16 protein-coding genes, 1 tRNA gene and 3 pseudogenes are annotated in these 21,544 nt (G+C 51.8%); 5 read left to right on the top strand and 15 right to left on the bottom strand.

From position 1 onward, the window contains the following. The first annotated feature begins 32 nt into the window (after positions 1-32). Positions 33-965 carry an AraC family transcriptional regulator gene (locus C8N36_RS08235; RefSeq protein ID WP_097804238.1) on the top strand — a complete coding sequence of 311 codons (933 nt, stop codon included), beginning with the start codon at positions 33-35 and terminating at the stop codon, positions 963-965. A 235-nt stretch (positions 966-1,200) separates the two neighbouring features. Here the strand turns inward: C8N36_RS08235 and C8N36_RS08230 are convergent. From C8N36_RS08230 to C8N36_RS08180, 12 genes and pseudogenes are all read right to left on the bottom strand, one after another. Beyond that, positions 1,201-1,449: pseudogene (locus C8N36_RS08230) on the bottom strand (DDE-type integrase/transposase/recombinase); the annotation flags it as partial. 40 nt (positions 1,450-1,489) lie between these two features. After that, positions 1,490-1,780: pseudogene (locus C8N36_RS24845) on the bottom strand (type I restriction endonuclease subunit R); the annotation flags it as partial. 943 nt (positions 1,781-2,723) lie between these two features. After that, complete coding sequence (locus tag C8N36_RS08225) at positions 2,724-3,794, bottom strand: Gfo/Idh/MocA family protein (RefSeq protein ID WP_097804443.1); 1,071 nt, start codon at positions 3,792-3,794, stop codon at positions 2,724-2,726. A gap of 124 nt (positions 3,795-3,918) precedes the next feature. After that, positions 3,919-4,878: a tripartite tricarboxylate transporter substrate binding protein gene (locus C8N36_RS08220; RefSeq protein ID WP_097804237.1), complete on the bottom strand. Its 960-nt coding sequence runs from the start codon at positions 4,876-4,878 to the stop codon at positions 3,919-3,921. Between the two features lie 67 nt (positions 4,879-4,945). Continuing rightward, positions 4,946-6,427: a tripartite tricarboxylate transporter permease gene (locus C8N36_RS08215; protein WP_097804236.1), complete on the bottom strand. Its 1,482-nt coding sequence runs from the start codon at positions 6,425-6,427 to the stop codon at positions 4,946-4,948. Between the two features lie 39 nt (positions 6,428-6,466). Beyond that, positions 6,467-6,970 carry a tripartite tricarboxylate transporter TctB family protein gene (locus C8N36_RS08210; protein WP_097804235.1) on the bottom strand — a complete coding sequence of 168 codons (504 nt, stop codon included), beginning with the start codon at positions 6,968-6,970 and terminating at the stop codon, positions 6,467-6,469. A gap of 326 nt (positions 6,971-7,296) precedes the next feature. Beyond that, positions 7,297-8,229: a LysR family transcriptional regulator gene (locus C8N36_RS08205; RefSeq protein WP_097804234.1), complete on the bottom strand. Its 933-nt coding sequence runs from the start codon at positions 8,227-8,229 to the stop codon at positions 7,297-7,299. A 121-nt stretch (positions 8,230-8,350) separates the two neighbouring features. Further along, on the bottom strand, positions 8,351-9,238 hold the full coding sequence (locus C8N36_RS08200) for an AEC family transporter (protein ID WP_097804233.1): 888 nt from the start codon (positions 9,236-9,238) through the stop codon (positions 8,351-8,353). 30 nt (positions 9,239-9,268) lie between these two features. Beyond that, entirely contained in the window at positions 9,269-10,048 is a 780-nt protein-coding gene (locus C8N36_RS08195; protein ID WP_245910765.1) for a beta-keto acid cleavage family enzyme, read from the bottom strand. A gap of 37 nt (positions 10,049-10,085) precedes the next feature. Beyond that, entirely contained in the window at positions 10,086-10,562 is a 477-nt protein-coding gene (locus C8N36_RS08190; RefSeq protein ID WP_097804232.1) for an OsmC family protein, read from the bottom strand. A 36-nt stretch (positions 10,563-10,598) separates the two neighbouring features. Further along, positions 10,599-11,405, bottom strand: a complete 807-nt coding sequence (locus tag C8N36_RS08185; protein ID WP_097804231.1) for an alpha/beta fold hydrolase — start codon at positions 11,403-11,405, stop codon at positions 10,599-10,601. Continuing rightward, positions 11,402-12,511 carry an LLM class flavin-dependent oxidoreductase gene (locus C8N36_RS08180; protein WP_097804230.1) on the bottom strand — a complete coding sequence of 370 codons (1,110 nt, stop codon included), beginning with the start codon at positions 12,509-12,511 and terminating at the stop codon, positions 11,402-11,404. The genes C8N36_RS08185 and C8N36_RS08180 overlap by 4 nt, the downstream gene beginning before the upstream one ends. Positions 12,512-12,721: 210 nt before the next feature. On the opposite strand from C8N36_RS08180, the gene C8N36_RS08175 reads away from it, so the two are divergent. Both C8N36_RS08175 and C8N36_RS08170 read left to right on the top strand, forming a co-directional pair. Further along, positions 12,722-13,237 carry a flavin reductase family protein gene (locus C8N36_RS08175; RefSeq protein WP_245910764.1) on the top strand — a complete coding sequence of 172 codons (516 nt, stop codon included), beginning with the start codon at positions 12,722-12,724 and terminating at the stop codon, positions 13,235-13,237. Next, positions 13,234-14,253: a Gfo/Idh/MocA family protein gene (locus C8N36_RS08170; protein ID WP_097804229.1), complete on the top strand. Its 1,020-nt coding sequence runs from the start codon at positions 13,234-13,236 to the stop codon at positions 14,251-14,253. Before C8N36_RS08175 ends, C8N36_RS08170 begins: the two co-directional genes overlap by 4 nt. Positions 14,254-14,558: 305 nt before the next feature. Here the strand turns inward: C8N36_RS08170 and C8N36_RS08165 are convergent. Both C8N36_RS08165 and C8N36_RS24840 read right to left on the bottom strand, forming a co-directional pair. After that, a tRNA-Arg gene (locus C8N36_RS08165) sits at positions 14,559-14,635 on the bottom strand. 459 nt (positions 14,636-15,094) lie between these two features. Beyond that, positions 15,095-15,186, bottom strand: a pseudogene (locus tag C8N36_RS24840) (IS5/IS1182 family transposase); the annotation flags it as partial. Between the two features lie 368 nt (positions 15,187-15,554). Here C8N36_RS24840 and C8N36_RS08160 point away from each other — a divergent pair. Together C8N36_RS08160 and C8N36_RS08150 are read left to right on the top strand one after the other, a co-directional pair. After that, positions 15,555-18,629 (top strand): PAS domain S-box protein, encoded by a 3,075-nt coding sequence (locus tag C8N36_RS08160; protein WP_170125835.1) that lies wholly within the window; start codon positions 15,555-15,557, stop codon positions 18,627-18,629. 318 nt (positions 18,630-18,947) lie between these two features. Further along, positions 18,948-19,445 carry a hypothetical protein gene (locus C8N36_RS08150; protein WP_097804226.1) on the top strand — a complete coding sequence of 166 codons (498 nt, stop codon included), beginning with the start codon at positions 18,948-18,950 and terminating at the stop codon, positions 19,443-19,445. 221 nt (positions 19,446-19,666) lie between these two features. Here C8N36_RS08150 and C8N36_RS08145 read toward each other — a convergent pair whose 3' ends face one another. Beyond that, complete coding sequence (locus C8N36_RS08145; protein ID WP_097804225.1) at positions 19,667-21,202, bottom strand: arylsulfatase; 1,536 nt, start codon at positions 21,200-21,202, stop codon at positions 19,667-19,669. Positions 21,203-21,544 lie beyond the last annotated feature (342 nt).

Raw genomic sequence — 21,544 nt, 5'->3', positions numbered from 1 at the left:
ATGCCGGTGACTTCAACTCTAGGTAAAACACTATGCAAAAATTAAAGATTTCAGCAGGTTCAAGCCCGGAAAACTATCAGGGGTCCTTGCGGAACTTGATGTCCAGCCAAGCGTTTTCAGGCGATGTTGTTCAGCTAGGGGCAGGAATGGATGAAGGCTCAATTAAGGGTATGAAGCTGAAAGCATCTCGTGTTTCGCAAGTGCGTTTTGAACCCAAAGCGCTCGTTCGAACCGCTCAGATCAAGGAGTGTATTCATTTTACGGTACCGGTAAGTGAATCAGAGCGCTGGTCAGTGAATGGTATTCAGCTGGACAATAATTCAATTTTCTTCAACTTCGGCAGAGACGAAAGCGAAGTTGTTGCGAGCCGCAGGAATTCTCTATGCGGTCGCATCACCTCGAAAACTTTTTTTCACGAATTGGGAATCCTTGGGGGGACTGCTCTGCAAAATCAGCTGACCCACACCTCAGTCGTCAAGTTGCCGCACAGAACACACCAAGATTTGGTGCAGACTTTGAATTGGATAATCTCGCGTAATGCCCACGAGTTGTCGCAGGTCTCACTAGAGCGCCACTTGATACGCACTTTGGCCGTTGCTTTCGCTTTGTCAGAACAGCAGTCACAAAGAGTAGCAAACAAGTCGGAAAGAAAAACCGCGCTGGTGCAAGAGGCGAGAGACATCTTTGCCGCAGATGAAAGAAGGGCCGTTTCAGTCGCAGACATGTGCGCCGAATTACATGTGAGCGCACCAACTCTGATTGCAGCGTTTCGCTGTGTTGTCGGTGAAACGCCAGGGCGTTTCTTCACGCTCCAAGGATTGGCCCATGCCCACGATAGCCTTCCAGGGCGAACGAAAAGGAAATCATCCGTCAAAGGGATAGCCCTATCGAATGGTTTTAATGACCTTGGGCGTTTTGGCAGCTACTATAAAAGTATCTACGGTAGGCTTCCTTCGGAAGTCTGAACATTCCGATTGCAGGCAGGTCACTTATGAGTGACCTGCCCCCGAAAAACCCCGTTGGCCGGGGACCGGTTTTTCAACATAATCTCCGCATTGCCGAGCGTCGAGATGTCCTAGTTGACCTGTTATTTGATTGTTCAAAATGGCTTTCGGGAAGAACCGCCTGCGCGTCCGGCCTAGCCGCTCCTATAAAGCAGTCTTCCACGGTAGCAGACCCTCGACACGGATGATCTTGTAGTCCGGGCTGGATGTGTTCAAGATGCACATCGCGCTTTCCGACCCATTCCATGAGTTTTCCACTGACATACTCGGGTCCATTATCAACCGGAATCGCCTTTGGCTTTCCACGCCATGCAATGATCTGGTTCAAGCTGTGTACAACGCGTTCGGCAGGCAACGGGAAATCAACCTCAATGCTTGGTCGCACTCGATTGAAGTCATCAAATGCGTTCAACGTCCCGCCGTCCAGACACTGTGAATTCATAAACGCGGCTTTGCCCGCGCTCAGGGATCACGATTTTGGTCTACTCGTAGTCAAGTTCAATCTCGCCGCCGCCCCCCTCATCCTCTGGATCATAAACATAGGTATCAACGGTGCTGGTCATCTGGCGCACCTTGAACGACCTTAGACCCCGCCTTCGATCCTGTCGCGCCACGTGTTTTCGTCTTTGGCCCTGCCTCGATGGCATTCGTCGATGATGATGAAATCTGAGAAAGCCTTCTCATATGCGCGGGAATTGAATTTCTCATTGTCGGATTTGTTCCACCAAGAAGGTCTTAAAGTTCGTGCAAAACACCGATGCATTTCTGGGCATTTTCAATACCCAGATAGCCCGGATTGTCAGGTGCCGCTTTACCCTATTTGAGGCAGTCCGACCGATGACACGGCGCGAATGCAAGTCAGCGAAGAGCATACTAAACCCGATTGGGGTGGCCGGCGACACTCTTTGGAGCACTATAGCTTCGATGGAAATATACCGTGCTATGGGCAATTGGGTGGTCACCGCACGCCAAAGCGCGCGTTACAAACCCTCGGATAAATCAGTTTGGTGCCTGATTTACACACGATTGGCAGTTGGTGGGCGTACCGGAGTTCAACTGACAAACCTTTTTGCGAATTGACCTCTGGGGTCCAGGTAAAACTGACTATCATCACCATAGCTCATGCTTTTCTCTGTCGTTTGGACACAGTAGGACGAGCAGACTGAATTCAGGTCCAGACCAACCTATGATGATGGAATCACCCAAAAGGGGCTTTAGGTGACCGCGTTTCATGGCGCGGATAATTAGTGGATACCGAAACAGGCAAATCCAGCCCGCGGGAACGCACTCTGAGCTATTGCTCTGCGACCTCTGCAAACCTGAGCTTGGCGCTTGCTGGTATTTTGGCGATGTGAAACCCATCCCCGTAACCTTACGGCCTAAATTCACAGACTTGGCGTCAAAGAAAATCAGCAGAATAACTTCGCAGCCTATGCCATTATCTCAGGCACCACTTGTCGAAATGCGCTGCTTCCTTTTCAGGTTTGAGAAAACGGCGCTTGGCTGTGGTTCAACAGCACCTACCTTTAAAGACTCTCTCGCAAGCAAAGCCGAGCAGAGTCATCGAGGTTTCGCAGGGTGTTTCAGATCACGCCAACCTAAATCTTGAGCGAAATAGACGCCAGTTGCGATCCAGAAAATCCCTGTGCAACGACGTCACACAGGGACCTTCATATCAAGCGGCCGCAAGGATTGCAGCCTCAGAGCGGCATAGTAAAATTAGTGCCCCTTCAGGTCCGCCAATATCGCCAAAGAGTGGTTCGACAATGGCAATCCGACGGGTTCATTGGTTTCAGCCGAGATGTCAGCCCCTGTGTATGCTTCCATCACAGTTCGGGCATGTTCAGGGGACACCATTACTTCGGTATCCAACAGCACCGCTTCGAGGAAGTGCAGTGTTTCCGGTCCCATTTGACCTGCGAAGGCATGATCCACCTGTTCACCCGGCATTGTGGACATCGGGAAATATGTTCCATCTTTCACCGTGTTCATCCAGTTGTCGCGACTGGTATCGTCTAGAATTAGGGCCCCGTCGGTCCCGGTAATCTCGATCCAAGTACCACAGTAATTCGGGAAACTTGGCGGCAAATTCCACCCGCCCCCGATTACAACCAGCGTACCGTCATCCATTGTGACGGTGCTCCACATGCAATCGTAAGACCCGTTCAGATCTTTCATGTATCCGTAAGCCCCTTGCGAATAGACCCGCACAGGTTTCGCCGGAGCCAACAGCCAAAATACAAAATCGAGATCATGCGTGGATTCCATCGCTGCTGGCGATAGTTTGACCCGATTGGCGATCTTCTTGCCCAGATTGCGTGACAAATGGCGGCTGACCATAACGTTGACCACCTTGCCCAAGGTGCCATTGGCAATCGATTTTTTGGCATAAGCGATCTTGGGGTTGAAACGCTGCGAATAGCCAATGGTGAATTTGACACCCTTTTCTTTCGACAATGCAATCAGCTCATCAGCCTCAGACAGCTCAAGCGCCAGTGGTTTCTCCAACAGAACATTTTTGCCGGCTTTGATGCAGTCCCGCGCAATCGGATAGTGGCTCTGTTCGGGGGTTGTTGAGATATAGACAACTTCGATCGCCGGATTTTTGACGATATCCATGTAGTCATCCGTCGCCGTTGCAGGGTTGGTCAACTCTTTGACCTCTTGCAGGCGCTCGGGGCGGATTTCACAGATGTGCAGCTTATCCACCAGTGCAGATCTGGACAGTGTCTCAGCCCGAATTCCTCCGCACCATCCGGTTCCGATAACGGCGACTTCTACCTGTCTCATACGTTCCTCAATCTTCATTTTCCGGGCCTATATGCCGATAGATCACCGGTTCGTTCAAAGCGTAGTGAATAGGGCGGCAAAACCTGACTTGGCCCCCGCCGCCCCCGATGTCGGGCGCACCCGATTATTTGGTCAGTGCGTCGACCAGTTCTTTGTAAGCCACAGCCTGATCTTCGCGCATCTTCTGGTAGCCGGGACCATCAACAAGATCGATGGTTTCGTTCAAACGTCCCATCATTCGCACAAAGGTTTTGTCTTCGACCAAGGCCTCGAAGGCTGTAGTGAGCTTGGCAACGACCTCATCCGGTGTGCCTTTGGGCGCAACCAAAACACGGTGCATAAAGCCGACATCGCCTTCGACGCCGACTTCGGCAAAGGTTGGCACATCATCAAACATCCGCTCTGCACCCGCCGTTGCCAAGACGCGAACAGTACCGGATTCGATTTGCGATCCCAGTGTCGAAGGGAACCCCATCGTCACGTCCGCATCACCAGACAGCAAGGCCTGCATAGCCGGACCGCCGCCTTTGTAAGGTACGAGGTTCAATGAAATTCCGCGTTCTTTCATGATCTGTGCAGCAGGAACGAACAAGGCCCCCCAGTTGCCAGAATGCGACATGCGGATACCGCCTGGATCTTTTTCAGCTGCCGCAACCAGTTCTTCAAAGGTCTGATAAGGGCTATCGGCCCGCACAACCACACCAATCGGCGCATAGTTAACACGCGCAATCGGGATAAAATCTTCGAGCGGATCATAGGGCAGATTTTCAACGTACTGCTGCAACATGTCGACGTAGTTGTGCGTGAACAGCAAGGTGTAGCCATCCGCCGCCGCATTGGCCACTTCTTGCGTGCCTTTTTGTCCGCCCGCACCCGGAGTCAAACGCACAATCATCGCCTGTTCCAGATAGGTCGGAATAATCGACGTGATCACCCGGGCGTTCAAGTCATGCGATCCACCTGCACCAAACGGAATAACCATTGTGATCGGCTTTTCCGGATACTCCGCAAGGGCGGCGGACGGCAGCAGTGCAGCGGCAAAACCAGCGGCAACCGCCAGCTTTTTGAGTGAAGATTTAATCATGTGTTTCCTCCATTGTGCTTCTTTGGTTTTTACGGTCAGGCTGGGCGAAGCGAACCACCCCGTTATGTCAGCTTGTTGAAACAGTGCGCATACGCCGCCAAAGGGCGATGCCAGCAATCGGGGCCGCGATCAGGACGCAGATGGCTCCAACCCGTTCCTCGAACAAAAAGGCCATTGTCGCGCCGTTGCCCATCGCCACCGTTTGACCAAAGGCGTATTCCATGGGCGGCCCAAGGATGAAGCCCATAACCATAGGCATCACATCAAACCGGCCAGCCTGCGCCACCAATCCAAAGATCCCGAAGACCACCAGCATCAGCAGGTCAAAGTTGTCAGAGCGGAAAACAAAGGTTCCGGCAAAAGCAAACATGATAACGATCGGGATCAGGACAGATGTCTTGATCTGAACCAACCGAGAAAAGAACGGGATCGACAGGTAGCCAATCGCCAAGAACAAGACATTGGCAAATACCATCGCAATCAGGATTGCAAAAACAGTTGCGCCCTGCTCTTCGAACAGTTGCGGACCGGGCCGCAGCCCCTGCGCCACAAAGGCCCCAAGTAAAATCGCTGTTACGTTGTCACCCGGAATGCCAAGCGTCAGTAGCGGCACCATGGTCGGCCCGTTCACAGCGTTGTTGGCAGCTTCGGCCGCTGCGATGCCTTCCAGCTCGCCTTCACCAAAGGTTTCCGGATGATCAGAGGCATTTTTCGCCGCTGAGTACCCCATCATGGCGGCAACTACCTGCCCAAGGCCGGGGATAATTCCGATGCCCGTTCCGATGACAGTAGACCGACAGATTGTTTTGAAACTGGCCCTAAACTCTTTGAACGACAGGCGTTCGCCAACAAGGCTCGAAAGATGCCGAATTCCGTCAGATCGCATAACCACACCCGCGATTTCAGGGATGGCAAAGACACCGATCAACATTGGCAGTAACGGAATGCCGGATTTCAGATCAAAAATCCCAAAGGTGAACCGCTCAACGCCGCCCAAAGGGTCAGTACCGATAAAGGACAACCACAACCCTAAAAGCATCATTATCAGGCTTTTGACCGGATTTTCGCCCGATGTGGCGGCAATGATGACCAAGCTCAGCAACAAGACCGCGAACAGCTCTGGCGGGCCGAATTGCATCACCAAAAAGGCGATGGGAAAGATCATGATGATGGTGAAGATGTCGCTCGAAAGATCACCGAACACCGAAGAGAACAAAGCCATATCAAGCGCTTTTCGCGATTTACCTTGTTGCGTCAGCTTGTAGCCGTCCCGCGATGTTGCAACCGCAGCGCCCGTACCCGGCATGGAGACCAGAATGGCAGGAATGGACCCGCCAAAAATTCCTCCTTTGTAGACCCCCAGCAAAAAAGGAATGCCCACCAGTGGATCAAGGAAAAACGAAATGGGTAGTAAGATCGCCATCGCCATCAGTGTTGTGAAACCCGGCAGGGCCCCAACCAGCATTCCACCAAACAAGCCTGCACTCATCAGAAGGAATGTGTCTAATCGCAAGGCCATTCCGAAGCCGGCCATGAATTGCTCTAGCATGCTAGATCCTCTTGTATTTTTGTATTTTTGGCGTTCGGGTCACAGCCCGAGAACACGCGCATAGAACAGTTCGATGGTGTTCAACTCTGGCAGCGAAACCGCCAACAGCCGTGTAGCTGCGAGATACAGCAAGACTGGCGAGATTAATGAAAGGGCCGCAATTTGCGGGATAGACCGGTTGCCTGCCAACCATGACAGCAAAGTCAGCGACAGGGCGGAAGATATCCAGAAACCGACGGGTTCCATCAGCAAGGCGTACAGGGTCATGATGGTGAACAGCATTGTCCCGCGAACCCACGCCCCCGTCGACAATCTGTTGCCGACAAAGTCGCCCGGATTTTTGTGGCGCCAGACAAAGAATGCCCCACATAGAATAGCCAAAGCGCTGAGGATAATCAGCGGGAACAGGCTAGGGGTAATTGCAGTTAATGATCGACCAAACAAAACTTTGGGTGGCGCGACCAAACTGTTAACAAAGATCGCCGACAATGCCGCGCATGCAAATAGCGCAAGTACGATCCATTGCTCAGACGTTAGTTTCATAGATTTCACCGGTGGTGCCCTCCCTAAGCCCACAGAGTTCCGGCACCGATCCTTTGGCGACGGAGATTCAAGTGATTCCGCAAATGTGAGAGGGTTTTCGACCTCAGCATTTGCTGATCTTCACGTGTATCTTTGATGATGATATGGAATTACGCCGTCAAAACAATTTATGAGTTCTTATGGACGGAATCAGAAAACATGATGGCCCGACATCTCTTTTCAAGGGCCGGATAGCATGTTTCTGCGTGTTTCAAGGTATCCTCCAGCGACCAAGAAGGCGAATCCCGGTTGATCGGTGTCTATTTGCTGCATTTAACCGAACATAATCAGTCTCTTGAGTATGTATCTCGTCCGAACTGACACCACTTATTGATTTGTGCACACAGGCTGTCGGCAAAGGCGGAAACAGCCTTGGATCGCGCCTTGGCGGTCGGTTCGATCAACAGATAATCGACTTGCAATACGGGGTCCAACAAAGGCGACAACTTTAACCTCGGGTCTTCAATGCTCGGCAAGCACAAACAACCGGGAAGCACCGATGCGTAGCCCCCCCAATATAGCAAATCAAAGGTCGCCATCATGCTATCGAGTTCAAGAATGGAATGCTTGGACTGGCACATATTGCTCAGATACCGGTCGATGCGCGGGCGCCGCGCGTTTCCTGGCCCTGGCAACACCAGATTGAGGGGCGGCGATGTTGTCAGATGGATCGGATCGGGATCGCCCTTGGTGTCTTTCCGGTTTTGCACCAGAATTTCCAGATCAGTATCAACATGGGTGCTGCGCACGCCAATCGGCAATTCACCACCCGGAACAACCGCAAAATCCAAATCCCCCTGCGCCACTTTGGCTGTCAGAGTTTCGCTATAACCTTCAATAATCCTGACATCGACAAACGGGTGTTCACCGGCGAATTCGATCAAGGTTGGGGCCAATATGGATTTCGCGAACGTCGGCATAATTCCAGCGCGAACCGTACCGTACAACTGGTCTGTATGCGCTTCGACATCAGCGGCCAGCTGGTCAACTTCCAACAAAACCCGATTGCAACGAATGTAGATCTGATCACCCACCTTGGTCGGCGTCACTCCGGTCGACGTCCGCTCAAACAGCTTGTGTCCGATACCGTCTTCGAAGTCGCGAATTTGCATACTGACGCCGGATTGCGTCGCGTTCACACGATGGGCCGCTGCCGTGATCGAGCGTTCTTCGTACACCGCCACAAAGTAGCGCATTTGCTGGATTTTGATATGTCGCATAGATCAAGCCACACCCGATTATTGTTTCTAGGACCAGCCTCGGACAAAATATAGCAAAACCACACCGGAGCAGGAAACGCTTGAAATCATTGGCGTACATTGACTGCAATCACGGGCAAAATCAATGCAACGAAATGGCTTTTGCAATGTGGATAAGGCCGGGCAGCAGGGCGAATGTCAAAAGTGTCGACATCACAACAGCGCCTGCGATCTTTTCGGGATCAGGCCGGAACCGTTCGGCATAGACGTATGTAACCACTGCGGTTGGCATTGTTGACAGCAAAAACACGACGCCGGCCAGCGTGCCTGACAGGCCCAAAAACCAAATAGTGCCAAAGGCGGCGGCGCATCCAATAACCAGACGCGCAATGGCTACGACAATGGCTGGGCCTGCATCTGAAATCTTGAGGCTTGCAAGTGAATTCCCAAGTAAAATCAACATGGAGGGGATCATCAACCCACCCAATATTTCAGTTGTAGAGACAATGAAATTCGGAACTGTGAAGTCAAACCCAATGACGATCAACACGCCAATGACGGAATATATGAGCGGTTGGCGCAACAAAGATCCCAGATCATATTTGCCCGACGCAATGGTCATCCCTACCGTGTGTTGCAACAGGGCGATCACCACGAAATAAGCGATGGCCAGTCGAAGACCGATGTCTCCGAACGCCAGAAATGCCAATGGCAAACCCATGTTGCCAGAATTGGGAAAGATCAGGCTTGGAAGAAATGTACGCACCGAAAACCCGAAGGCTTTGACAACACCCAAGGAGAAAATAGCAGCAATCACCATACAGCTTACGGCGGCCAAAAACACCTCTCCGAGGCGTTCCAGCGACATGTCCATCGACGTCAACGAAGAAAAAATCAGCGATGGAAGTCCGACCATAATAACGACCGTGCTGAGCGTGGCCACATGAAGATCGAACTTTGAACGCCCAAACAAAAAGCCTATCAATGTGATGATGAAAATCGGGGCGACTGTGTCGATGATTTGGATCACAGGTGTTTGGCTTTCACTTGGCAGATGCCGTTATTGATCCGCACCTAGCGCACGAACCAGTTCCGAAACACGCTGTGCATTGTTTTCGGCCAATGTGCCATCAGAATTGAACAAATTGTTTTCAAATCCGATCCGCTGCTTGCCACCATGTTTTGCAGCTTCGACCAGACAAGCGGTTTCTTGGTGGCCAAATGCGCAGACCGCCCAAGGCATGTCGGGCACGTGACTTTGGAGTCCCGCCATAAAGGGCACCAAGTCCGCAGGTGTGCTTTGTTGGTTTTTTTCGTAGCGGCCCAGCACGACCAACACTTCGGCATTGTGACGCGGGATAACACCCTTAGAAACGCGCGTCGCAAAGTCGCCAATTTCCTCGGGCGAATACAAAATATGCTGTACGTTCACCTGCGCATCGTTCAGTTCGTGATAGAACGCCCGTAGTTTCGCATCGCTTTGATCCTGCGTCATTTCACGTAAAGCAATGGAAACACAGCGCGGCTTGACAGACCGGACCAATTGCATTTGCTGTTCGGGGCTATATCGGCCAACCGCTTCGGTTGTGATTTGCACCAGCATCTTTGGGATTTGCGCTGCCATTTCTGACAATAATTCGTGATACAAACCAGCATCCAACACATGCGCGCCTGAGGCATCGCGGACATGGGCATGCAAGCCCCCTGCTCCGGCAGCAAAACACTGCCGGGCATCACTTACCAACTCACCAATACTCACTGGCAGAGCCGCGTGGTCCGCCACGCTTTTGCGGGCACCATTTGGAGCCACCATGATCTGGGGCAAAACCGAAAATGTCATAAGTCTACCCCTTGATCACAGCATTAGACCGGCCATGTCACGCGGACAAGGCTTCGCCGTTTAGAACCCAGTTTTCGATGACGCGGGTGCCGGATTCCTGCAGCATTTTAGAAACCGCACAATGGTGTTTCAGCTGCTGAGTTACAGCAACGGCCCCTTCACGGGCCCCCACATAGGTTACGTTGATGTCCAAAACCACCTCGGGAAAAGGAATGGCGACAGGGGAAATCAGACGTGTGCCATGGCTGTCCATGGTCACAGCGATATCGATGTCCATATTGGTAAACGACACGCCATTGTGCGCCGCCAGCTTGTTGGAAATCACTTGTGTGCACCCCAACAGCCCCATGAACAAGTATTCAACGGGCATAGGGCCTTCGTCGGTGCCGCCGCGCTGAATGGGTTCGTCAATGACAACTGTTTTACCACGCGCTGTGGCATGGGATTTCGTCGTCGTATCCTGGCCACCAGTGACCTTGAATTTCCAAATCGGCTTTTCTTTTACTGCACCCAATTTTTCGTTCCTTTTATAAGTAGTGTTCGCTGGGTTTCAGGCTGACAGCGCCAGAAAATCAGAAATAATCATCTCGAACGCCTTGGGCTGTTCCAGATTTGAAAGATGCGCTGCGGACTCGATCACGTCGAACCGACTGTTGGGCGTGGCATCTGACATGGCCTGCATAACCGCAACGGGTGCCGCCATATCGCCGGCACCCGTGACATACAGAACCGGCTGCGTGATCTTGGACAAATCAGCCAGAAGATCGAGGGATTGCAGGCATCGGGCCACCCCTTCGTAGCCATCAGGCGCAGTTGCGTTGAACATCGCGCGCACAACGTCCAGTTTCGGCTTGCTCGCAGGCTCGGCAAGGAAAGGTTCCGTGAACCATCGCTGCAAAGTCGGCTCGCAGAGCGTTGCCAATCCATCCGAATGAAGGCGGGCTATATTGCCATCCCAAATCGCCTTGTAGGTGGCGGGCGCATCAGCGCGGGCATCGCAACACAAAATGCGACCCACTCGCTCCGGATGGTTTATGCCCATGGCCAAGGCGATCATCCCACCAAGCGAAATCCCCATGATGTCGGCCTTTTCGATCGACAAGTGATCCATCAAGGCAACCAGGTCACCGCAGAGCAAATCGAAGGTATAAGGAGCCGGGCTAGCATCGCTTTGACCGTGGCCACGGGTGTCGTAACGAAGGACCCGCATCGATTGGCTCAGATATTCGACTTCTGCATCCCACAGCCGCAAATCTGTCGCCAGGGAATTGGACAAGATAATCCAATCCGCCCCCTCAGGACCATCAATGCGGTAGTTGATCGATATGCCATCTTGTAGCGTCAGCGTATCGGTCATTGCGCAGCACCAATAGCCGTCGCAGAAAGGGCAGTGTTCACTTTGGGCAAGACTTTTTCAGCCATCAAGATCATCGAACGGCGACCAAGATCACGATCAGCCCAATCATGGCCTGCGTAAACCAGCTTGCCGAACGGGCCTACTTGTTCCTGAAACTCAAGGACTTGGTCCGCAACGCTGGAGGGGTCACCATAAATGACCAATTTGTCCATGACATAATCCAATGTCACATCATCATCACTCATGTTCTGATCTTCTTTGAACAGATTGAGACGGCCACCGGCCCGTAGTTTCGTCAACAACTGGCTATAGTAATAGACATAGGGGCTTGCCGGATCGCGGGCATAAGCGCGCGCTGTGGCCATGTCGTCCGCGACGCAAATATTCTTGGCGACGCTCCAGTTATCAAACTTGGCCGGGCGGCCCCCCTGTTTGCAGCCTTCGACATAGTTCGGCCAATGCGTTTTGACCCACTTGGGCAGCAGGAAGTTGGCCGAAATCGGTTCCCAGCCGCGTGCAGCCATAGCAGTCACACCCTTTGAGAACGGTGCCACAACAGTGCCGACAATGGGAGGATGCGGATCTTGGTAGGGCTTGATGATCGCGCCCTGACCGATCTCTGGCATCATGGTGTTGCGCGTCGAGACCTCATAGAAATCGCCCTTGAGGTCATAGGGAGGCTCACCTGCCCAGATTTTGAGAACCATGTCGATGCATTCGATGAACATCGCGTTCCGGTCGTTGTCCAAATTGCCGAAAACTTCGGCGTCGGACATCAAACCACCGGGCGAGATACCAAAGTGGAAACGCCCCTTTAGCATATGATCCAACATCGCCACCTCAGCCGCAACGCGCGCGGGGTGCGAGTTCGGCAAATTGACAGTGCCGGTGCCAAGGATGATGTTTTTCGTCTCGTAGGCAAGGCTCGCCATAAAGGCGACTGTCGACGTAATGATCTCTGCGTGATCTGTTGTGTGCTCGCCGCAGTAGCCTTCGACAAACCCAAGTTCATCCGCGAGAATAAACGCTTCCCGATCTTCTTGAAGACTTTGCCAAACCGGTTTCCCCAATGGGTGAATCGGCATGGTAAAAAATGAAAGCTTCATGCGTCCCTCCGCCTTTTTCAGTGCTGCATTCTGTAGAGCATGAAGTTTCGCAGTGGAGAAAATGATGCTTTCTGATGTATAATATCAGTTTACCTGATGACCATTCTTGGACGCCCCATCAGAAATTTTGAGGGAAGACATCAAATACCATAAGTTGATTGTTTGGTGCAGGTTTTGAATCATACGGCAACCAAACCGATGGAGAGTCGTATGAATTCAATGACCTGCCAGCCAGAGATCGCCAATTTTGACCCTAAGGATCTACGAGACACCTTCGGACAATTTGCGACCGGCGTAACTGTCATCACAACAATCGCCGAAAACGGAGCCCCAGTTGGTCTTGCTGCAAATTCCTTTACGTCGATTTCGTTAGATCCCGCGCTGGTCGCTTGGAGTCTGGCGCTGACGGCACCAAGCCTGAGCGCCTTTCGCAACCACGGGCATTTTGCGATCAATATTTTGTGTGAAGATTCGGTCGATTTGGCCATGAACTTTTCGCGCCCTTCGGACAATAAGTTCGCCGATGTTAACTGGTGTCATGGCGTCAATGACGTGCCTGTCCTTACACGGGCCGCCACCGTGATCGAATGTGAAACGGTCAACCAAATTCCCGGAGGCGACCACGTGATCTTTATCGGGAGTGTAAAGCGGTACAAATCTGTTGCAGGCAAGTCGCCATTGCTGTTTCACAAAGGTGCCTTTGCACGCATCGGAGAAATTCTATGACGACTCAATCCGCCCCCTTTAACGTTGTTATCGCAGGGTTTGGCTGGTGGGGGACCCACATCGCTAAGCGTCTGGTCGACAATCCCGATTTTCGTGTCCGCGCCATTGTTGAACCATTTGAAGGCAACCACGGCAAGATCGCCGAGATGTCTTTGACAGCGCTAAACGATCTCGACGCAGCTTTGCAGTTGCCGGACATGGATGCCGTCATTCTAACAACGCCAAATCCGCTACACGAAGAACAAATCATCGCTTGCGCCAAGGCCGGAAAACATGTGTTTTGCGAAAAACCGCTGGGCCTGACAGCCGATAGCGCGCGCCGGTCCGCTGCGGCCTGCGTCCAAGCAGGTGTGCAGCTCGGTATTGGTCATGAACGCCGCTTTGAACCCGCTTTGGTGGCCCTTAAGCAGGCCATCGAATCCCAGTCGCTGGGTACGATTATGCATGCCGAGGCAGCCTTTAGTCATGACAAGCTGATTGGCGTCCCAATTGGCGATTGGCGCACAACCAAAGCCGTTTCACCCGCGGCGGGTATGACAGCAATGGGCATCCATTTGACCGATTTGTTCATCTCGTTCTTTGGGCGCGTTGAAACAGTCCAGGCCATGACCGCAAACCGGTCATTGGGATGGGAAACCGGCGATGTCGTCACAGCACAGCTTGGATTTGAATCCGGTGTGACTGCCACGCTAAGCGCGGTCCTACACACCCCCCATTTTATTCGCATGCATGTGTTCGGAACAGCGGAATGGGTTGAGGTCATAAATGAAACCCACCCTGACACCCCCGGAGGCAATGTCAGATATATCCAAGGCCGGACCGACACCGGTGTCGCAACAACCAACTATGAATGGGAAGATGCGGTCACCCATAATCTGCAGGCCTTTAAAAAGGCCGCTCTTGGACTAGAACCCTATCCGTTTACAACTGAGGAACTTGTCCACAATATCGAAGTTCTGGAAGCAATAACAAGGTCGGCCGAGGACCAACGCACGGTCAGGATTGACGAGGTTTGAACGACAATTTCGCTCTGCGCTGACGCAAATCATAAAGGGTTTCTTCGCATCTAGCTGCGAAGGAGCGGTTTTGGAACGAACCTCGTGCTACGGCTACACGGCAGCCACCTTTTTGTGGATCACCAGCAGGCGGCCCGCATTCACGATTGCAGCATTAAGACCGGGCAGCGGGTCGTCTAATATTTCATCATGGAAATACTCGGTGCCGCCTGAAACGAAAAGCGCAGGTTGGGGTCGCGCGAGGGAAGCGCAGACTTGGACAAGAAAGATTTAGCCGTTTCGATTATCGAAGCTAAATTTGAATTTGGCGGCCCCGGAAGGACTCGAACCCTCAACCTCGGACTTAGAAGGTCCTTGCTCTATCCAGTTGAGCTACGGAGCCGCTGAAAGCAGACTGCAAAACAGACTACATATTGTTACTACTTGTTAAGCGACTAATCTCAAAGCGGTTTCCACCCCCACGGAGATAGAGTTATGAGCAATGCATCGAATTAGACGTCAACCTTCGATCACCTTTTATTCAAGTGGGAGTCAGTGTCAACCTGACCAAAGCCGACTAGGCTCGGGACTCATAATCAGTAACTGACGATTGCAGCGAGAACGGTTGCCAACACGAAGCCCTTCGGACATCTGTCGTACCTTGTGCCACGCGCCCCCAGTCTTTGATCCCGCCGAACATGATCCCGATACGGTCCGATGGGCTTTCAGGTAAGTTACTTTGACCATGATTGTCTTCTCTTCACCAAGATTAGCGCTGCGGCCGACACACCTCTCATCGAAGATGCCATTGTCGCGCCAACGTAAGTCATTGGGATTGATGAATGCCACTTAAGGCGCGTCAATCATCACCCCTCGGCTTGCCATGGGGGGGGTAGGGCAGAAGGGCTCCAGACGGACATTCTGCTCGTCGTTCAGCCACAGTAGATCAGACATGTTTACCGCTCGTTTTTGAACCGTTGCTCATGCCGAAGATCGGAAATCAATGGGTCGCGAGCCTGAATCTTCATTTTCAGGAGGCTACGTTTCACTAACGTTTTCCCATCGTGCTTGTTGTTCCTGCGAAGCAGCCGCACGGTCCGTTTGGAATGCCTGTTTTGGGCCGTGTCTGGGCCAGCATATCACTGAGACTTGTCATTAAAATCTGCATTGTAGGTCTGGGATCGTTCGGCGCGCCGGTTGACTACGTCTGCCATAACTCCTCTAATGCATTTGGAAGAGTAAGTTGGTACAGGATCGAAATGGAGGCAGGTCAATCAACCAAGTCACAACTCTGGATTCCAGTTTGTGTCGCATTGGTGACAATGGCTACGACTGTCTTTCTACATTTTGTTCATCTCAAAATCGAAGACGATCAACTGGGGTCAGAAACACGCGTTATGAGCGTGAATTTTGCGGCTCGACTTGAAACGCATTTGGCTGCACGTTTGAATGCAGGCAAACTATTGGCCTTACATTTCAGTCAAGCCGGGCCAGTGGATGTTGAATCATTCCGGGCCGAAACAACTTTGTTTCATCAACTCTTTGGCGACCTTCAGGCCCTGAATTGGGTGGATCCGGATGGGATCGTACGCATCGTTACACCTGAACAAGGAAATGCGGCGGCTTTGGGCCTCGATCTCAACACCTTGCCCGAACCAACCGCCGCCTTGGCCCGCGCCAGAGCATCCGGAATGCTTCAGATCACTCCGCCGATAACCTTGGCCCAAGGCGGAACAGGATTTGTCGCTTATATTCCAATGACATCCAACGGCCAACAAACAGGATTTCTCAACATTGTGTTTCGCGCCGAACCCTTGATGAGCAACGCTTTGGCTGAAAGCCCGCAGGGTCTCTATACCGCCCGTGTTTCCGACGGCGATGTCGTATTGTTTGAAACAAACCCGAGCACCAACGCCGTTGCCGAGCGTTTTTATGACACCAACACCATCAAAGTCGGCGGGCAAGAGTGGTCCGTAAAGGTGGCTCCTTCACATGCGCGTCTTCATGAAACCACGAATTTCATAAGTGCAGGCATTTTGATTGGTGGTGGCCTGTTAGCTGTATTGAGCGGCCTTTTGACCCGCCTCTTGATTGACCGCCAACTTTCAAAACGACTGAGCGACGCGCGCTTCCATGACTTTGCCGCTGCCAGTTCTGATTGGTTTTGGGAGATGGACAGCAATTTGCGTGTCACATGGTGTTCCGATGGAATCGAAACATTTTTTGGGGTCACACGTGCTGACTTTCTTGGCCGCAGTCGAGGAGATTTTCGCGCCCCGATGGAAGACGACGAAAATTGGGAGTCGCATTTTGCCGACTTACGTGCGCGGCGTTCATTCAAAGATTTCGTTTATGCGATCAAGGTCGACGGCTCCTTGAAATGGGTACGCACATCCGGAATTCCGTTGTTCGACGACGCGGGCGTTTTTCTAGGATATCGAGGTATCGCCGAAGACGTTACAAAAGCCGTCGCAGCCAAAACACAAGTCGAACAAGCCAACCTACTATTGTCCCGTGCTGTTGAACGAATGGCAGAGTCTTTTAGCCTCTGGGACGCAGATGATCGTCTGGTGTTTGGCAACCGTGTCTTTCGGGACCTGAACAAAGATATTCCAGCATGCCTTGTCCCGGGCACACCGTTTGAAAAGTTTCTTCGCGGCGGCGTTGAAGGCGGACATATGACGGATACCGCAGGCCGTGAAAATGATTTCATCAAGCAAAGCATTGCCCGGCGCCACGGTCCGCATGCAGACCCCTTTGAGATCACGCGATCCGACGGAAAAATACTACGAATTCAAGAGCAAAAGCTGGAAAATGTTGGCATTGCGACAGTGGCACAAGATGTCACAGAACAGCGCAGAAGCGAAGATGCCTTGCGCGCCAGCGAAGAACGACTAGCGCTGGCTGTGCAGCAATTGACCGTATGGGATTGGGATCTTGAAAAAGATTATTTGTATTTGTCCCCGGGCTTTGCAGAGGCTTTGGGCTACTCAGCAGACGAGTTCGAGGAAATAAAACGGAGCTCTGTTTCGCAAATCATCCACCCCGATGATTTAGAAGCCTACCAAACTAAATTAAACGCGCATATCACGGACCCGACCAAAAACTTTGTTAACGAACACCGGTTCAAAACCAAGGCCGGTGAATACAAATGGTACCTGGCGATAGGGCAGACCGCTGTAGATCAATCCGGCAACCCCGTCCGGTCAACTGGCGTACTAACAGATATCAGCACTCGTATCGAACTCGAAGAAAGGCTTCACCAGTCGCAGAAAATGGAGGCCATCGGTCAGCTGACCGGCGGTATTGCCCATGACTTCAACAATCTTCTGGCTGTGATCCTAGGCAATGCCGAGTTGATAGAAGAAATCATCGAAAGCCCAGAATTGGAGCCTTTGGTCGCTGCCATAATTCGCGCATCACAGCGCGGCGGCGAGCTGACCCAAAGGCTTTTGTCATTTTCACGCAAGCAAAGACTGAGACCAACAGTGGTTGACCTTTCCCATGTGATTTCTGGCTTGCCGGATCTGCTAAGACCTGCCTTGGGGGAAACAATCGAGCTAGAGCTTTCGGTGGACAAAGGAGTTTGGAATGCGCTCGCGGATCCGGGCCAGCTGGAAAACGCACTGTTGAATCTCGCGCTGAATTCCCGCGATGCAATGCCTTCGGGGGGTAGAATTACGATCAATTGCTCCAATGCAACAATCCGCAACGAACAATCTGACCCGTCACTGTCCTTGCAGATCGATGCCGGCGATTATGTCGTCGTGACGGTTACTGACACCGGGACCGGAATGTCCAAGGCGACGATGGATCATGCTTGCGAACCTTTCTTCACCACCAAAGGGGTTGGTCAGGGAAGTGGGCTTGGCTTATCTATGGTCATGGGCTTCGCACAGCAATCAGGTGGGGGATTTTTCATCAATAGTGCCGAAGGAGAAGGCACCAGAGTTCAATTGTTCTTACCAAAGGCGACGCAAAAAAATGCCGTCAAGACTCCAAAAACCCCAAGAATCACGCAGCTCGGAGCGGGAGAAGTCATTCTTTTGGTTGAGGATGACCCTGCCTTGAAGGACATCACCGAACAAACACTTCGCAACCACGGTTATCGCGTTGTTTCCGCAAAGGATGCATCTTCGGCCAAACAAGCTTTGCAGTCCCGATCCGATTTTTCGTTGATTTTGTCTGATGTTGTCTTGCCTGGTGGCACAAGCGGGCCTGAATTTGTGCAATATGCTGTGGCTGAACGACCATCTATAAAAGCGGTTATGATGTCCGGTTACCCCGACGATGCACATGTCAAGGATCAGCTGGCGAAAACCGGAAACACTTTGCTTACCAAACCGTTCAGGACAGCGGATCTCATAGACGCTATCAGGCGGGAACTGCTGGGTTAGCGGATTTTCTATCAAAAAAATACGAGACGGCAGCCCAAAGCACTTGCAAAGGACGCAACGACAGTCGTGCCTTCTTTATGTGAAGGGCTCCAAAAATGCTGATGCGCCGACCGTTCGAATTTCGCGGAGCGGTGCAAATTCCGGATCAGCTGTCGATGATGCTCATGGTTTGAAAAGCGTTTCTCAAGTAGCCGGAAGAGAGCAACGGGCAAACCCTTTAATTGCGGAACGGTCTGGCTCAAAAACACTTTGCCAAGCGCCCAATATGGCCTACTTTCCATGGTATCTATGCAGCGGCCAAAATAGGATCATAATTATATGTCGAAATTTAAAATTGCAGCTACAGCCCTCGCAGGTATTCTTGCGACCACAGCCAGCGCCGACACTTTCGAAGGATACGGTAGCGTCGAGGGTTGGAACGTTTTCATCGATCATGAAAAGAAATCATGCCTCATTGAATTGGTGGATAGTGCAGAAAACGTTATTCAAATGGGTCTCACTGAGGATCGCAGCGTCGGGTATCTGGGCGTTTTCACCAAAGGTGAGACGGATGTGAAGCGGGACGAAGAGGAAGACGTTGCCATCTTGATTGGCGACAATATCTATGTGGGAACGGCGACAGGGATGCGCGGAAACATTACAGCGGGCTATTCCGGTGGTTATGTCACCAGCGACAACCCGATGTTCGTCAAGGATATTGAACAACAGTATGAAATGATCGTCTTTCCAGAGAAAGAGTACAGTTTTATTGTTGATTTGACTGGTACAAAGAAGGCTATCGCGATGGGACGCGAATGTAACGAAAAACAAATGTGAACATGGTTCGCATTTGATCGGCCTCGGATATACAGCGGCAAAGAAAAAGCGGGGGCGCATTTGGAAACGAATGCCGCCCCTTCTTTTTGTCTGTCGCTAAAAGGCGCAGAAAACACCGATAACGACAAATGGTCCCCAAGCAGAGAGACATGTTCAGGCCTGAATAGAAAAATGGAGCCACCGAACAAACGATGGCTCCATTTCAATTTGTTATGGTCAGCTTATTTGCTGCCGCTGTTCAACGCCATTGTCTCCAAGACTTTGGTCAGCGAGAAGCTGGCCGCTTTTTGACGTGGTGGGAACTCTTGGAATGTTGCAAGGAAGTTCGCAACGAATGCCTGTGCTGGCACCAAGAGGAACACACGATCAATCATCCAGTCAAAGTAAGTGTTGGATGTCAGATGTGCTTGCTCGTACGGGTCGCGGCGCAGGTTGGTGACCATCGGCGTACGCAGTTCAGTCCATGGCTCCATCCAAGCACGCAGTGTGTAAACTGCTTTTTGCTCAAGGAACATGATCTTCCAGTCATCATAACGCAGCGCAGTCAGCTCGCCGCCGTCGCCAAAGTAGAAGATTTCATGGCGTGGGCCTTCTTCTGCTTCACCGGTCAGGTGTGGCAAGAAGTTGTAACCATCAAGGTGAACTTTGTATTCACGGCCAATGGCCTGAACGCCGCCCGCTTTGAGTTCTTCTTTGATGTTGTCGTTACCAGCTGCGGCCAACAAGGTTGGCAGCCAGTCCATGTGGTGCATGATTTCGTTGGAAATCGAGCTTGGTGCGATTTTGCCAGGCCAGCGAACCATCGAAGGAACGCGCCAGCCGCCTTCCCAGTTGGTGTTCTTTTCGCTGTAGAACGGGCTGGAACCAGCATCAGGCCATGTGTTCTTGTGCGGGCCGTTGTCGGTTGAGTAGTGCACGATTGTATTGTCGGCGATGTTCAGCTCGTCCAACACATCCAGCAACTGACCAACGTGACGGTCATGTTCAACCATGCCGTCGCCATATTCGTCCTGACCGGAAATGCCGCGCAGTTCGTCTTTGACGTGTGTACGGAAGTGCATCCGTGTGCCGCTCCACCATAAGTAGAAAGGCTTTTCCTGCTCATGTGCGCGTTTGATGAAATCAATCGACGCCGCGATTGTTTCATCGTCAACAGTTTCCTGGCGCAGTTTGTTCAATGGGCCAGTGTCTTCGATGGCACCATCAGCAGAGGATTTGATCACACCGCGCGGGCCATAGGCCTCTAGGAACGTACGACCGTCCGGCAGAACCGTATCGGTTGGATAGTCTTCGTTCTCGGGCTCTTCTTCCGCGTTCAAGTGGTAGAGATTGCCAAAGAATTCGTCAAAACCGTGGTTGGTCGGCAGCATGCTGTCCTGATCACCCAAGTGGTTTTTACCGAACTGACCGGTTGCGTAACCCTGAGCTTTCAAAAGACCCGCGATGGTTGGATCTTCGATTTTCATGCCCTCTGCTGCACCGGGAAGGCCAACTTTGGACAGGCCTGTCCGGTATACAGACTGACCCATGATGTAGGACGAGCGGCCCGCGGTACAGGACTGTTCACCATAATAATCGGTGAAAATCATGCCTTCGTCAGCAACGCGATCAATATTTGGCGTTGTGTAACCCATCAGGCCCATTGTGTAGGCCGAGATATTGGACTGACCAATATCGTCACCCCAGATCACCAAGATATTGGGTTTGTCCTGCGCAAGCGCAAAGCCCGGCACCAGACCAAGCGCGACTGCAGTCATCCCGCCGAGCAAAGTTTGTTGGAAAGGAATTTTAGAAAGCAATGTCGATCTCCTCATTTCGAACACGGCGACACCCGAACCAGCTTTCGAACCAAAAACAATCCGAGCGACAGATGATTACGGTATCAACTCGGCCGCCACCTTAGGGCGATCCTGATTTTTAGACAACGTTTTTAAACTAGCAAAAAACCCACAAATTTCCAAATATCGACTTTTTTTTAGGCACAAATGAACTAAATAGCGCGATCCTCTTTCATATATGAAGAACGGGTAACTTCTTGCCATTAAACGACATTAATCCTGACCTAACGTAAACCTTTAGCCGCTAGCGGATATCCGCGC

Source organism: Pelagimonas varians (assembly GCF_003208435.1).
GTDB classification, from domain to species: Bacteria; Pseudomonadota; Alphaproteobacteria; order Rhodobacterales; family Rhodobacteraceae; genus Pelagimonas; species Pelagimonas varians.
The sequence above is the reverse complement of the archived record's forward strand: the minus strand, read 5'-3'. Positions and strand labels throughout refer to the sequence as shown.

Coding starts and splice junctions, on each gene's coding strand:
- C8N36_RS08235 (WP_097804238.1), top strand. CDS start 33: ATGCAAAAATTAAAGATTTCAGCAGGTTCAAGCCCGGAAAACTATCAG.
- C8N36_RS08225 (WP_097804443.1), bottom strand. CDS start 3,794: ATGAGACAGGTAGAAGTCGCCGTTATCGGAACCGGATGGTGCGGAGGA.
- C8N36_RS08220 (WP_097804237.1), bottom strand. CDS start 4,878: ATGATTAAATCTTCACTCAAAAAGCTGGCGGTTGCCGCTGGTTTTGCC.
- C8N36_RS08215 (WP_097804236.1), bottom strand. CDS start 6,427: ATGCTAGAGCAATTCATGGCCGGCTTCGGAATGGCCTTGCGATTAGAC.
- C8N36_RS08210 (WP_097804235.1), bottom strand. CDS start 6,970: ATGAAACTAACGTCTGAGCAATGGATCGTACTTGCGCTATTTGCATGC.
- C8N36_RS08205 (WP_097804234.1), bottom strand. CDS start 8,229: ATGCGACATATCAAAATCCAGCAAATGCGCTACTTTGTGGCGGTGTAC.
- C8N36_RS08195 (WP_245910765.1), bottom strand. CDS start 10,048: ATGACATTTTCGGTTTTGCCCCAGATCATGGTGGCTCCAAATGGTGCC.
- C8N36_RS08185 (WP_097804231.1), bottom strand. CDS start 11,405: ATGACCGATACGCTGACGCTACAAGATGGCATATCGATCAACTACCGC.
- C8N36_RS08180 (WP_097804230.1), bottom strand. CDS start 12,511: ATGAAGCTTTCATTTTTTACCATGCCGATTCACCCATTGGGGAAACCG.
- C8N36_RS08175 (WP_245910764.1), top strand. CDS start 12,722: ATGAATTCAATGACCTGCCAGCCAGAGATCGCCAATTTTGACCCTAAG.
- C8N36_RS08170 (WP_097804229.1), top strand. CDS start 13,234: ATGACGACTCAATCCGCCCCCTTTAACGTTGTTATCGCAGGGTTTGGC.
- C8N36_RS08160 (WP_170125835.1), top strand. CDS start 15,555: ATGGCTACGACTGTCTTTCTACATTTTGTTCATCTCAAAATCGAAGAC.
- C8N36_RS08150 (WP_097804226.1), top strand. CDS start 18,948: ATGTCGAAATTTAAAATTGCAGCTACAGCCCTCGCAGGTATTCTTGCG.
- C8N36_RS08145 (WP_097804225.1), bottom strand. CDS start 21,202: ATGACTGCAGTCGCGCTTGGTCTGGTGCCGGGCTTTGCGCTTGCGCAG.